Below are 12,951 nucleotides of genomic sequence, written 5' to 3' on the forward strand. Positions count from 1 at the left end.
AAAACCGCCCGTCAGGCCAAGGCCCGGAAAATTGTCCGCACGCTGAGTGCGCAGATGAGGGTGCCTATGAATAGCATCATAATGCGCGGCGAGATCCTGCTGCACATGGCAGCAGCGATGGGCGCTGCAACTGCCCCTCCGGCAATCATGCCGAGTATCACTGTCCAATCAGGGGAGCGCAGCAGCAGAAACAGCGAGGCGGATTCGGCCAGTGCCACGAAGAACTTGGCGAAGTTGACCGATCCAACCGTGACCCGTCCCGCGGTCCCCCTGAGCATAAGGGTAGCGGTGACCATAGGCCCCCAGCCTCCCCCGCCGATCACGTCCACCACCCCGCCGGCCACCCCGAGGGGGAGCAACGGAATCGGCTTAGCCACCGAGGCGGCCTTCCCCAGCCCCATGAGCAGTATCCGCACCCCCATGAGGATCAGGAAGCAGGAGATCCCGGGGACCAGTACCTTGACCGGGAGCGAGGTGACGATCAGCGCTCCAGCGAGGGCTCCAGCGACCCCCCCGGCAGCAAGCTTCTTGAACAGTCCCGGATCCACGTTGCCGTACCGGTAGTGCGACAGCCCGGACAGCAGCCTGTTCACCACCTCGGAGGAATGCACGCTCACGCTGGAAACGGCCGGTGGCACCCCCATCGCCAGCAGGATAGAGGTCGAGGTGACCCCGTACCCCATGCCCATGCTGGAGCCGACCATCTGCCCCAGAAAGCCGATGCAGGCGTAGGGGAGCAGGCCGCTGGCGGTGAAGGGCCCTGGCATCTACTTCTCCGGCCTGCGGAAGATCTTACGCAACAGCTTCACCACGCCATCCCTGCAGAAAACGAAGGCAGCGGCGACGGCGGAGACTATGGGGAAGAGAACCTGAAAGACGTAGCCCCCGGTATTGGGGTCGATGTAGGCATGGGCGTCACCGCAGCTAACAGCCACAACCGTCAGGGCCAGCAATGAAATGGTCAATGCTCCACCTCTCATACACTCTCCTTTACCGCGAGCCTGACCTGCTCCGTGATGCGCAGCAGGTCAGGCTCGCCCAGATAAGGGTGCATCGGCAGGCTCATGACCCGCTCGGCGGCTGCCTCGGCTACGGGGAAGCTCTGCCTGCCCAGTCCCAGAGAGGAGAAGACCGGTTGCAGGTGCAGCGGGACCGGGTAGTGCACCGCAGTCGGGATCCCTGCGTCGGCAAGCGCCTTCTGTACTTGAGCCCGGTTTGCGACCTGCACGGTGTACTGTGCGTAGACCGAGCTGCAGCCCGGGGCTAGGTACGGTGTCACCACCGAGTCCCCCAGAAGCACGTTATACCTGGCTCCGACGCGACCGCGCTCCGTCACTTCGTCCGGGAACACCTCCAGCTTGGCCAAAAGCACCGCGGCCTGCAGGGTGTCGATGCGGCCGTTGATACCCAGCGCCGGGTGATGGTAGCGGCGGTCCTGACCATGCACGCGCACCTGGCGCATCATGGCCGCCAATTCGTCGTCATCGGTGAAGCAGGCCCCACCGTCGCCATAGCATCCCAGCGGCTTGGAAGGGAAGAAGCTGGTGCAACCGATAGTGGAGAGGGCGCAGGACCTTTTGCCCTTGTAGAGGGCGCCGAAACTCTGGCAACCATCCTCGATGACAGGGAGGCCATGTCTGCCGGCGATGGCGTTGATGGCGGCGAAGTCGGCGCACTGTCCGTACAGGCTGACCGGCAAAATGGCCTTGGTGCGGGAGGTGAGCGCCGCCTCGATTCTGGCGGGGTCCATGTTGTAGCTGCGCGGGTCGATATCCACAAACACCGGCGTCGCCCCGAGGAGTGCTATCATCTCACCGGTGGCGATGAAGGTGAAGGGCGAGGTGATCACCTCGTCGCCAGGGCCGATTCCCAACGCCATCAGAGCAATAAGCAGCGCGTCGGTGCCGCTGGCCACGGCGATGGCGTGGCGCGAGCCTGTGTAGGCCGCAAGCTTTGCCTCCAGCTCCCCCACCTCGGGTCCCATGATGTACTGGCCGTGGCAGAGGACCTCCTTCATCCGCCGCTCCAGGTCGGGCAGGATGCGCTGCTGCTGCGTTTTCAGGTCGATGAAGTCGATGGCGCTCACGTTCATGCCCCCGCCTTGAAGTTGTCATAGAATTCCTTGCCCACGGCCAGTTCCGTCGGCAACGGGGCCTCCTCGTCCAGGTCGAGGCAGCGTAGCATCTGCCCCTGCAACTGGTAGCGCAGCCCGCTCTCCGGGCAGGTCATGATCCCGGAAGCGTCTGGTGCGGTGAGCAGGTGCCCGTGCCGGCTCATCCACCCCTTCTGGCGCGCCGGCACACCGACCATGAGGGCGTAATCGGGGACATCCTTCGCCACCACGGCCCCGGCCGCGACGAAGGCGTAGCGACCGATGCCGATGCCGCAGACCACCGTGGCGTTGGCGCCGATGGAGCAGCCCCGCTTGAGCAAGGTCTTCTCGTAGAGTGAGCGCCTGAGCACCTGCGAGCGCGGGTTGGTAACATTAGTGAGGACGCAGGAGGGACCGAGGAAGACGTCGTCCTCGATCACGGTCCCCTCGTAGATGGAGACGTTATTCTGCACCTTGACGTTGGAGCCGATGACGACGCCGGAGGAGACAACGCAGTTCTGGCCGAAGCTGCAGCGTTCGCCGATCTTCGCCCCACTCATCAGGTGGCAGAAGTGCCAGATCCTGGTGCCGGCGCCGATCTCGCAGAGTTCGTCGACAAAGCTCGACTCGTGCACGAAGTAATCAGACACGCCGAGCCTCCTTGAGCTGCTGCAGGAAGTCATGCGAAGTGGAGGAAACCCCCTGCGGCTGGGCCTCCCGGATATCGTGGGCGAGCACGATGGCGGGACGCGCGTCCCTGAGGCCGAAGCCGTTCCCTTCCAGGGTGCGCTGGTAGACGACGGTGTGCAGGTCAGTGAACCCTTCCGAGAACTCAACCTCCTTGCCGTCCACGGTGATGGAGCGGAAGGTGGAAAGCCCTTGCTCGGTCGCCGCCTGGGGCAGGTCGCTGCGGTCCACGGAGAGAAACCACCGCACCCGAGCCCGCTCCAGTTCCACGAAGCCGCCGATCCTGTGACCGTCGGCATGATGCACCTCGCTTTTTTGCACCGCCCCGAAGAGCCAGATCAGAAGATCGAAAAAATGGATGCCGATGTTCGTCGCTACCCCCCCAGCCTTACTGATATTCCCTTTCCAGGAGTTGTGGTACCAGGGACCACGGGAAGTGATGTAGGTGAGTATGACGTCGTGCTTTGGTTGGCCCGGCTGGGCTTGGTGCGCTGCGACCAACGATTCCTTGAGGGCGACCAGCGAGGGGTGCACCCTAAGCTGGAGGATGGTGTTCACCTTTTTGCCGCTCTCCACCTCCATCTCCTCCAGTGCGTCCAGGTTCCAGGGGCTGAGCACCAGGGGCTTTTCGCAGATGGCATTAGCGCCGATGCGCAGAGCGAAACGGATGTGGGCGTCGTGCAGGTAGTTGGGCGAGCAGACGGAGACGTACTCGATGCGCTTGGAAGGGTCCTGGCGCCGCAGCTTCTCAACATAACGGTCGAAGCGCTCAAATTCCGTGAAGAAGGATACATCTGGAAAAAACCGGTCCAGAATCCCGACCGAATCGTTCACGTCCAGCGCCGCCACCAGCCTGTTGTTGGTTTCCTTGATAGCCTTGAGGTGGCGCGGCGCGATGTAACCGCCCACCCCGATCAACGCGAAATTCTTAGGCATAATAGCCGTCCCCTTCTGTAAGTGGTTTCGGAAGCAAAAAGTGAGTTATCAGAGTCTCCAAAATCGGATGTCGCTCTGCTCCAGTTGCTGCCTGTCGTATATGCCCTTCACGTCGATGAGAAGCGGCGCACCGTTCATCATCCCCCTCACCTCGGGAATACTCATGGAGCGGTATTCCTGGTGCGCCACGGCCACAACCACCGCGTCGCTGGGGCGCAGCTTTTCCCTGGCGACCAGTTGCACCCCGTATTCGTGAAACGCCTCGGCAGGGTCGGCCAGCGGGTCGCAGACCTGCACGGTGATGCCATACTCCTCCAGTTCGCGGATGATTTCGATCACCTTGGAGTTGCGCAGATCGGGGCAGTCCTCCTTGAAGGTCAGCCCGAGCACGGTCACCAGCGAGTCCCGCACGCTGTGTCCGGCGCGAACCATCTCCTTGACGGTACGCTGGGCGATGAACTTGCCCATACCGTCATTGATCCTCCTGCCGGAGAGGATCACCTGGGGGATGTAGCCGACTTTCTCAGCCTTATGGGTTAGGTAATAGGGGTCCACGCCGATGCAGTGTCCGCCCACAAGGCCCGGCTTGAACTTGAGGAAGTTCCATTTGGTGCCGGCAGCTTCCAGCACGTCGGTGGTGTCGATCTCAAACTTGTCGAAGATAACGGCGAGTTCGTTCATGAGGGCGATGTTGAGGTCGCGTTGGGTGTTCTCTATGACCTTGGCCGCCTCGGCCACCTTTATCGAGGAGGCGCGGTGCACTCCGGCGGTAACTACCGACTCGTACACCTTGGCCACGATGTCCAGGGTGCGGGGGTCTTGGCCGGAGACAACCTTCTTTATACTGGTGAAGGTATGCTCCTTGTCCCCCGGGTTGATCCGCTCGGGCGAGTAACCGACGGTGAAGTCCTCACCGTTTTTCAGCCCGGACACCCTTTCCAGGATCGGAAGGCACTCTTCTTCAGTGACGCCAGGGTATACCGTAGACTCGTACACCACGATGTCCCCCTTCTTGAGCGCCCGTCCCACCGTTTCCGAGGCCTTAAACACCGGGGTGAGGTCGGGGCGGTTGGCACTATCCACCGGTGTCGGCACCGCGACGATGTGGAAATCGGCGTTCGCAAGCACCTCGACCCGATCGGTGTACCTGATATCGGCGTCACGCATATGCTCGGACGACACCTCTCCCGTTCGGTCGATCCCCTGCTGCAGTTCGCGGATGCGTTCCGGATTGATGTCGAACCCTATGGTCGGGCTCTTAAGCCCGAATGCCACTGCCACCGGAAGCCCTACATATCCTAAACCAACAACTGATACTGTCCGTCCGGTCATCTGCTCCCTCTTCTCCGTAGGATGGATATATTCCACGACGTGGCACAGCCGTCCACAGCGTGCCAAAACGGGTTCACTTAAAGCGAAAGGCGTATCTTCTTATGTCGTGAAGCGTTTTGCGATCACTCTCGGGGAGGTGCTCCAGGTACTCCAGCAAGAAAGCGAGCATAATCGAAGCGAAGAAACCGACAGCGGTTATCATCACCACCAAGCGTGTGCGGGCCGGTCTACTCTTCTGTGTGGGGACTACCGCTTCATCCAGTACCTGGAGAGATGAGGCGTCCTTTGCCTCGTTTAGCTTGGCCACCTCATACTGCTTGGTCAGTTGTTCGAAAATGGCCTCCTGCGCCTTCAGGTCCCGCATCCGTCGCGCGTACTCCAGTCCTACGCCGGGAACCCTTCCTACCGCAGGGATGGCCTCTCCGTCACCGCCGTTTCCGGTAAGGGCACCGATATGGCTTTTCAGGCCGCGGATGCTACTTTGAACTGCCTTCACCTCGGGGCTCTGTTCGGTCTGTTTGCTGGTTAAAACGGCGAGTTGGACCTCTTTGCTGGCCAGTTCAGCCCTGAGCTTCGCTATCCCCTCGATGGAGGCCTTCGCCTGCGCCTCCATCTGTACCACTTTGTTGCTCTGGGAGTACGCCCTCAGACTCTCCTCGGCAGCTTTCAGATCCTTTTTCACCACGGCGAGGCGCTTCTCCAGGAAGGCCCTTTCCGTCCCGGCCTTGGAAAGGTTAAGCCGTACCGTCGTCTTGCCGAGTTCCTCTACGAAGGCATTGGCCAGCCGCGTCGCTCGCTTAGGATCCTTGTCGTCGGCTGTGATGGTAATGATGCCATCCTTGCCGGATTGGAACTTTACGGAAGTAGAGAGCTGCAGCCTGGCCAGCTCCATGGTCTTCCCCTTGAACCCATCAGCCAGCCCAGAGGAACCAATGATTGCGTCTGCAACGGAGCGGCTGCGCAGGATGCCGAGGTAAAGGTCGCTGCCGCCGCCAAGTCCGCCAGCTGCAAGTCCGGCCAGGCCACCTGCCTGCCCCAAGAGTGCGGAAATGCCACCACCCCCCTCCTTCTGGGGGGGGAGCACTCTGGCAGTGGCCGAATAGATGTTGGGGAGAGCGAGGCTGTAGCAAACTGCGGCCACCGCAGTGAGCGCAGAGATCTTTACTATGAGCATCTTACGCTTGAACACCACACGCAAAAGTTCCAGGACCCTTATCTCGTCATCTTCTAACTGTTTATCCGCTTCCATACCGTCCTTTTTTTACACGAGTTCCTCGATTACAGTCCTGCCGCCACCAACACACCGGCCATGACCGCGATGTTGCCGATGATTGTGGCGATGTCTTTCATGTTCCTTAGGTACGCCGTCTTCTCGTATTGTCGCGGCACGATGATGGTGTCGCCTGAATCGAGCGTCTTACCCCAGAAGGAGTTGTAGAACATGAACTTGGAGGAGTTTGCCTGGCTGATGACCGAGCCATCCACCTTGACTACATAGATGCTGTCCATGTCGGCATCGCCGGTCGGCCCACCGACCTGCTGCAGGTACCAGTCGATGTCGCGGCCGCGTTGGGTTACCACGGTGCTCTGGTTGTAGACGTCTCCAATCACATTGATGCCCCCTGGATCACTGGGGACGGTAAGTTGGTCGCCCCCCTGCAGCTCCAAGTCGTACATGCTCCCCTTGAGGTCGCGTAACGAGGTGATCTCCATCAGCACGCGCCCTTCGGCCTTCTTCGTTTTCAGGATCTCGATGCTGCGCATGAGGTTATCCAGAGTGGTCTTGGAACTGGCGACTTCTTCGGCGGAGGATGCCGTTTGTGAGACGTTGCTCTGCAGCTTGATGATCTGGTCCTGCGCCTTGTCGAGCGCCTCGTCCATGCGCTGCTGCTGCAACTTACGGGCGCTTTCCCTGGTGAACCGCGCCCCTTTCAGGTAAGCGAGATCGGTAAAGCCGCCGGCGCGGGCGATGACGGAACTGAGCCGCTCTCCCTTGTAAATGGGATAGGTGCCGGGGAACATGACTTCACCCTTCAAGGTGACGTAGCGCTCGGTCGCCTCTGCCCAGTTCGGGATGCGGCGCACCGTCAGTTCGTCGAAGGGCTCCAGTTTGACGTTTTCCTTGCCACCCTTGAGGGCTTGATCGAGGTTCACGGAAATCGAGTAGGAGGTGACCGAGCCGCTATCGCGCTTGACCCTGGTGATTTCGGCATTGCCCAGGTAGGCGGAGAGCTTCACGTTCCCCGCCTGCATGAGCAGGTCGCGCACGGTCATGTTCTCAAGGTAGCGGACCTGCCCAGGCTTTTGCACCTCGCCGCTTATCTTGACCACCGGCACCTCTTCCATCTGCTCCCGGGAGAAGATCTTCACCCGGTCGAACTCCTTTAGCTCAACGTCCTGGCCAGGATCCCCCTTGAGGGCTCCGGCAACGTCGAAATAGACGATCTCGGGGTGCATATCCGGCGGGTAGAGACGGATGATCTGCGCAGCTCCGGCGTGGTACTGGGGCAGGAGGTTATCGCCTTGCAACAGCGAACTCACCCTCATACCCGGCTTCAGCGCGTAGTCGCCGGGGCGCAGCACGTGACCTTCGAGCCTGACATAGCCGCGCAGCACGCTGTCAATCGGCAGGACGTTAACCAAGTCCAGGTCCTGCATCTTTATGCCGGAAATCTGTTGTTCCGCGGCGGGGCCGCTCAGGTCCAGATTGAAGTCCTTGACGACTTTCTTGTCGTGCGCCTCGACGCGGTACAACTGCACCCTCTGCAGGTACCCTGTCGGATTGGCGCCGCCGCCGAGGGCAAACAGGTCCTTCAGAGTACTCTCCCCCTTCAGCTCGTAGATGCCGGGACGCCGGACGTTGCCGACGATGCCGGCGACGCGGCCGATGACCGGGACCAGGATGGTGTCCCCCGGCTGCAACCGGATGTCCTTACCCTTGTCTCCCTTGAGGAAGAAATCGTACAGATCGACCGTCTCCACCACCTTGCCGTTGCGGTTGATCTGGATGTTGCGCAGGCTGCCGTTCTTTGTTGGCCCTTTCGCGGCTGAAAGGGCGCTGATCACGGTGGAAAGCGAACTTACGTTGTAGTCGCCGGGGGAGGCGACCTCGCCTACCACGTAAACCTTGATCAGCCTCAGCTTGTCCAGGTTCACGTTGAGCTGGAAGTCCTTGTAGATGCGTGCAACGCTCCCCTTCAACAGCGCCGGGAGTTCACCGTAGCTTACCCCGGCAACCTTGACGGCACCCACTTTGGGCAGCACGATCTCACCGCTGCGATTCACTTCGAGCTTGTGGGTACCGTTGATGCTACCCCAGAGTGTAACGATCAGACGGTCTCCCGGGCCGACGAGGTAGTCGGGCCCCACCGGAACGTCAGTCTGAGCCGCAAAGGTGTCCTTGCCACGTTTGAAGAAGTTGTAGCCGAACTGGGTCAGCTGATCCCACCCGTATGGCTGCGGCCGGGACTTGTCGATGATCACGGGGTTTTCACCCATGGCCTGTTCCAGCGCCGAGGGCTCCGCCACCGGCTGCACCGTCTTCCTGGCAGGTACCTTGGCGGTCTTCTTCTTTTCTTTTTTGTCCTTCCCTTGCGCTTTGTCCCTCTTGTCGTCGCGGATGCTCTGGCGCTCCCTGCGCGACTTGCCGTCCTGTACCTGCTTCTCTTCTTTGCCCGTCGAAGGATCAAAGAATTCCCGCTCTTCCTTGCCGCTTACTTCCCTCGGGTCTTCGGCCTGCTCTTGACTCCCTTTTGCGGGACCGGCTTCGACGGCTTCATCATCAGAGTCGCTTTCACGCACCGTGGACTTGCGGCGATAGCCCGACTGATCGCCGCCTTTGTCCTGTCGCAAGGAATCGCCGTCGGCGTCATCGGGGGTGCTGAAGTAGTCGGAAGAGACCTCTGAGGAACCTTCCTCTTTGGCGGCGGTTGGAGTCGTATTGGAGGAGGGATCCTCGGAGGTGGTGGCGGAAAAGGCGGTTGCAATGGACAAAAGCGTAAGCGTTACGACCAGAAACAGAATTCTTTTCATGCTTGGCTGTACCTCTAACTGAAGATCACGAGAAACGGGGCATCTGAAGGCACAAACTTACCAATCACCGGGTGCATCGTATATCATGCATCCCTTCAAATGTAAACGAAAACCCACTGATAAATAAAAGAGATCAGGAATCACGCCCTGCACAAATCGCTTATAAACTGGGTAGTTTTCTTAATGAAAGGCGGGAACAGCAGCAGGAGATCAGACAGTAGCTTACACCGAAAGACTAAGGCTAGTCTTTGTGACAATACCGTGACTGCCCGACGGGCAGAGCCGATCACAACTGCACCCAACAAAACAAAAGGTATTACTAATGATCAGGCTCTAGTCTATACCACTTACACAGCGCATTGTAAATGCAAAAACAACAGAAGCCAAGCATCTCCAGTCAAACCTTGAAAGACACTGTACCTCTTTTTTGGCACATGCTAGCTGAGCAGTTTTCATGCCCACTTTTCATGTATTACGCCTCAAAAAATCGTAACCGTCAAGCAGGCGGACCAGCGCCCTGGAAAGACTTTCCACCTTTTGTTCTCATTCCCAGACACTTACCGACGGAGACAGAGTGTATCAGAAAAAAAATAGAACGATACTAAGAGAGAGATTTTTTTCGTAGCAGTGGCATAGAGCATGAGGAGGGAAAGAAGAGTGAAATGCAGATAGAGGGGAAAGAGTGTCAAAGACTGAGCGAGTGACTGAAAATTGACATCATTATTCAAGTTCCGCCCTGATGGACTCCTGGGAGGGAAAGTTCACCAGCACTCCCATCCCCTTCTTCTGGAAGACCACCATGCTGCCGACCGCTACGGCGGAGGCGCCCCCTTCCCTGACCACGGTGCCGATGTCCTTGACGCTCCCGGCACCGCCGTGGGCAATCACCGGCACGGTTACGGCCTGGGCCACGGCGTGCACGAGTTCGACGTCGAACCCCGCCCAGCTCCCCTCGCGGTCGATGGAGGTGAGCAGGATCTCCCCCGCCCCCAGCGACTCGAGTTCCTGGGCCCACTCGACGGGGTTTCTCCCGGTGTTGCGTTTCCCCGCCTCGCTGTGCACCCGGTAGCGCCCGAGGAGGTCCTTCTTCACGTCGACCGAGGCGACCACGGACTGGTTCCCGAAGTGCTCGGCGAGCCTGGTCACGAACTGCGGCTGCTCCAGCGCGAAGGAGTTGAGCGCCACCTTCTCGAAGCCGATCTCGAAGATCGCCTTGGCGGTCTCGAAGTCGCGCACCCCGCCGCCGTAGCCAAGGGGCATGAAACACTCGTCGGCGATCTCGGAGAGGACCCTGAGGTTCGGGCTCCTCTTGTCGGGGGTGGCGGTTATGTCGAGGAAGAGCAGTTCGTCCACCTCCAGCTCGTTGAAGATGCGCACCGTGTTGCAGGGGTCCCCGACGTAGGTGAACTTACCGAAGCGCACCGTCTTCACGAGGCTCTCGTTTCTCAATAGAAGTACCGGTATGACTCTCGTTCTCAGCATCATAGACTCGCAAAGTTCTTAAGGAGCTGCATCCCGAACCGGTGGCTCTTCTCCGGATGGAACTGGGCGCCGTAGATGTTGTCGTGCTGCAGGGCAGCGGTGAAGTCGAGGCCGTAATGGGCCTTGAGGATCTGGTCCTTTTCGTCGTCGACGCAGACGTAGTAGGAGTGCACGAAGTAGAAGCGGACCTCGCCGGCGAGCCCGCCGGTGAGAGCGCTGTCGCGGGTGAGCTCGACCAGGTTCCACCCCATGTGGGGCACCTTGAGCCCCGGCAGCGCCGGGAAGCGTTTCGTCTGCGCGGCCACCCACCCAAGCCCCGGCCGGCTCCCCTCTTCGCTGGAGCGGGTCAGAAGCTGCATGCCGAGGCAGATCCCCAGAACCGGCACCCGCTCAACCAGGGCCTTTTGGTCGAGCACCTCCCTGAGGCCGCTCTCGTCTATGCGCAGCATGGCGTTGTCGAAGGCCCCCACCCCCGGCAGGAGGATCTTCTCGGCACGCGCTATCTGCTCCAGGTCGCCGGTGATGACGGCGGCTGCGCCGATGCGCTTGAACATGTTCCGGATGGAACCCAGGTTCCCCATGCCGTAATCCACGATGGTGATCATTTTGTCTCCTGCGCGGGGAAGCAATACTTAAGATAGAAGCTCATCCCAACCAAGTTTGCCTTCACCAAAAGTGCAAAGAACGGGCGCAGCCTTTCAAAGCGTTTCTTATATGTCGGATAGTCCTTCCACGACTTTGGCGGCTGCTGCATGATCCTCTCATACTCGTCGTCGCTCAGGCCGAGCCTTTTCTTGAAGTACGTCAACAACTCGTCCTCGATCTTCGGCGGAGTGTTGTACTCGGCCCAAGCATCCTTCCTGGACATCGCGCCCTTTCGAACCAACGCGGACAACGAATTGTTTCGGAAGTCGGCACCGAATTTCTGCGGGGCATAGATCCCGTGGAAGAAAGCGGTCATCCGGTTCTCAAGGTGGTGCCCCCCGTAATACTCCCAGCCGCATTTTTTCTCCAGAAAAGCTCGGGCTTCCTCCTTGCTGTACTGGATGTACCAGAACGGGCGGATCATCTTGATTCTGGCCACGCACGCTCGCCACAAAAAACGCTCGAAGGTCATAAGCGGGTACGTCTGCATCGGCACACGCCCGTACATCCTGTGTATGGACCGGATGTACTCTCCGTCAAAATAGTTCTTTCCGACAGGGGTTATGCCTTCAGCAAGAAACGAATGTCCTTCCAGAACATGCTTCACGCCATACTTGGCGGCAGCCCGGTACATCGTTTCGGCGTACCCGAGATCGGTTGACGCCTCGATTTCCGGCACGCCTGCGTAGAAGAACGCCTTGAAGATATCGTCACCTTCCTTGTTGTTGATCACATGCGTGTGGAGGTCCACGTCGAACGCGCTCAGTACCTTGCGGATGTTCTGGGTAGCTATCGCTGAGTTCCAGGTGTTGTCGTAATGTACGGCAAGCGGCCGCAGTCCCCATTCTTTCGCCATGTAAACGAGGTAGGATGAGTCGGTGCCTCCGCTTACCCCTATGATACAGTCGTATTGCTTGCCTTTGCCGGCGCTTCTGATTTCGTCGAGGATGCGGGAGAACTTCTCATTTCCCAGCGCGGTGCCGGTGCCAAACTGCTCCTTGAGGGATTCCACCTGCCGGCAATAGTTGCAGACGCCATCATCGTCAAAGCTGATGGATGAGACGCGTTCATCGTAAATGCAGCGGGAACAAATCTGTATGCCCGCCTCGTCCAGATTGGTGTTCAGAATCATGTCAACCGCCTATTTCTATTTCAACAAGTAGCTGGATGAGTTGCCAGCGACACGACAAGGAGTGCCAAACGCCTTGCTCCCGGCAGGGACGTCTGCGAGGACGAGGCTGTTTGCGCCGATGATGCATCCGTCGCCTATGGTAACGCCCTTGGCAACTATCGCATTCGGGCCTATGTAACAGTTGTTTCCTACCACGGTCTTCGCGTATTCGTACCCGCATTCGCCGCCGCTGATGGCCCATTTAACGGAGTCGTGACTGTAGATCTGCACCCCTGCCGAGATCGAACAAAATGAGCCGACCACCAATCCGCCGGAACCATCCAGCATCACACCGGGCCCGATCCATGTCTTTTCGCCAACCTTCACGTCTCCAAGGACGATGGCGCTGTCGTATATGGAGGTACCCTCGCCAAAGCCCAGCTCCCTTGCCTTTTCCCACCGGTCGACTACATAATCTGCAAAGGGAAGCGTGCGCTGCCAGCGTCCGGCGACTTCACCCCTGCGCTTGTTGTAGAGTTTCCCCAAAAGCTCAAACAGGCGTTCCAACGCCCTGGAATCGCCTTCCCCCAACAGTGCCTCCAATTCCAGGTCTTCGTGCGGTTCTCCCTTCATA

General features: G+C 59.3%; 12 protein-coding genes. All 12 read right to left on the reverse strand.

Annotation, left to right across the window (positions count from 1 at the left end; all coding sequences use genetic code 11):
- Nucleotides 1–11: 11 nt before the first annotated feature.
- On the reverse strand, nucleotides 12–767 hold the full coding sequence (locus KOM00_RS04930) for a sulfite exporter TauE/SafE family protein (protein WP_216497727.1): 756 nt from the start codon (nucleotides 765–767) through the stop codon (nucleotides 12–14).
- Nucleotides 768–980 (reverse strand): hypothetical protein, encoded by a 213-nt coding sequence (locus KOM00_RS04935; RefSeq protein ID WP_216497728.1) that lies wholly within the window; start codon nucleotides 978–980, stop codon nucleotides 768–770.
- Nucleotides 977–2,092, reverse strand: coding sequence for a DegT/DnrJ/EryC1/StrS family aminotransferase (locus tag KOM00_RS04940; RefSeq protein ID WP_216497729.1), 1,116 nt, complete (start codon nucleotides 2,090–2,092; stop codon nucleotides 977–979). The genes KOM00_RS04935 and KOM00_RS04940 overlap by 4 nt, the downstream gene beginning before the upstream one ends.
- Nucleotides 2,089–2,742, reverse strand: coding sequence for an acyltransferase (locus tag KOM00_RS04945; RefSeq protein ID WP_328758026.1), 654 nt, complete (start codon nucleotides 2,740–2,742; stop codon nucleotides 2,089–2,091). Before KOM00_RS04945 ends, KOM00_RS04940 begins: the two co-directional genes overlap by 4 nt.
- A complete protein-coding gene (locus tag KOM00_RS04950) occupies nucleotides 2,735–3,715 on the reverse strand; it encodes a Gfo/Idh/MocA family protein (RefSeq protein WP_216497731.1) in 981 nt (326 codons plus the stop codon). The genes KOM00_RS04945 and KOM00_RS04950 overlap by 8 nt, the downstream gene beginning before the upstream one ends.
- Nucleotides 3,716–3,763: 48 nt before the next feature.
- Nucleotides 3,764–5,047: a nucleotide sugar dehydrogenase gene (locus KOM00_RS04955; protein WP_216497732.1), complete on the reverse strand. Its 1,284-nt coding sequence runs from the start codon at nucleotides 5,045–5,047 to the stop codon at nucleotides 3,764–3,766.
- A gap of 73 nt (nucleotides 5,048–5,120) precedes the next feature.
- Nucleotides 5,121–6,296 carry a GumC family protein gene (locus KOM00_RS04960; protein ID WP_216497733.1) on the reverse strand — a complete coding sequence of 392 codons (1,176 nt, stop codon included), beginning with the start codon at nucleotides 6,294–6,296 and terminating at the stop codon, nucleotides 5,121–5,123.
- 29 nt (nucleotides 6,297–6,325) lie between these two features.
- Nucleotides 6,326–9,079: an SLBB domain-containing protein gene (locus KOM00_RS04965; RefSeq protein ID WP_216497734.1), complete on the reverse strand. Its 2,754-nt coding sequence runs from the start codon at nucleotides 9,077–9,079 to the stop codon at nucleotides 6,326–6,328.
- Nucleotides 9,080–9,799: 720 nt separating this feature from the next.
- The gene (locus tag KOM00_RS04970) at nucleotides 9,800–10,561 is read right to left on the reverse strand and encodes an AglZ/HisF2 family acetamidino modification protein (RefSeq protein WP_216497735.1); all 762 of its coding nucleotides are present in this window, start codon (nucleotides 10,559–10,561) and stop codon (nucleotides 9,800–9,802) included.
- Nucleotides 10,561–11,166, reverse strand: a complete 606-nt coding sequence (gene hisH, locus KOM00_RS04975) for an imidazole glycerol phosphate synthase subunit HisH (RefSeq protein ID WP_216497736.1) — start codon at nucleotides 11,164–11,166, stop codon at nucleotides 10,561–10,563. Before hisH ends, KOM00_RS04970 begins: the two co-directional genes overlap by 1 nt.
- Nucleotides 11,163–12,338, reverse strand: a complete 1,176-nt coding sequence (locus KOM00_RS04980) for an N-acetyl sugar amidotransferase (RefSeq protein ID WP_216497737.1) — start codon at nucleotides 12,336–12,338, stop codon at nucleotides 11,163–11,165. Before KOM00_RS04980 ends, hisH begins: the two co-directional genes overlap by 4 nt.
- 15 nt (nucleotides 12,339–12,353) lie before the next feature.
- Complete coding sequence (locus KOM00_RS04985) at nucleotides 12,354–12,950, reverse strand: acyltransferase (protein WP_216497738.1); 597 nt, start codon at nucleotides 12,948–12,950, stop codon at nucleotides 12,354–12,356.
- Nucleotide 12,951: the final 1 nt, after the last annotated feature.

Origin of the sequence: Geomonas diazotrophica (genome assembly GCF_018919385.1) — a bacterium.
GTDB classification, from domain to species: domain Bacteria; phylum Desulfobacterota; class Desulfuromonadia; order Geobacterales; family Geobacteraceae; genus Geomonas; species Geomonas diazotrophica.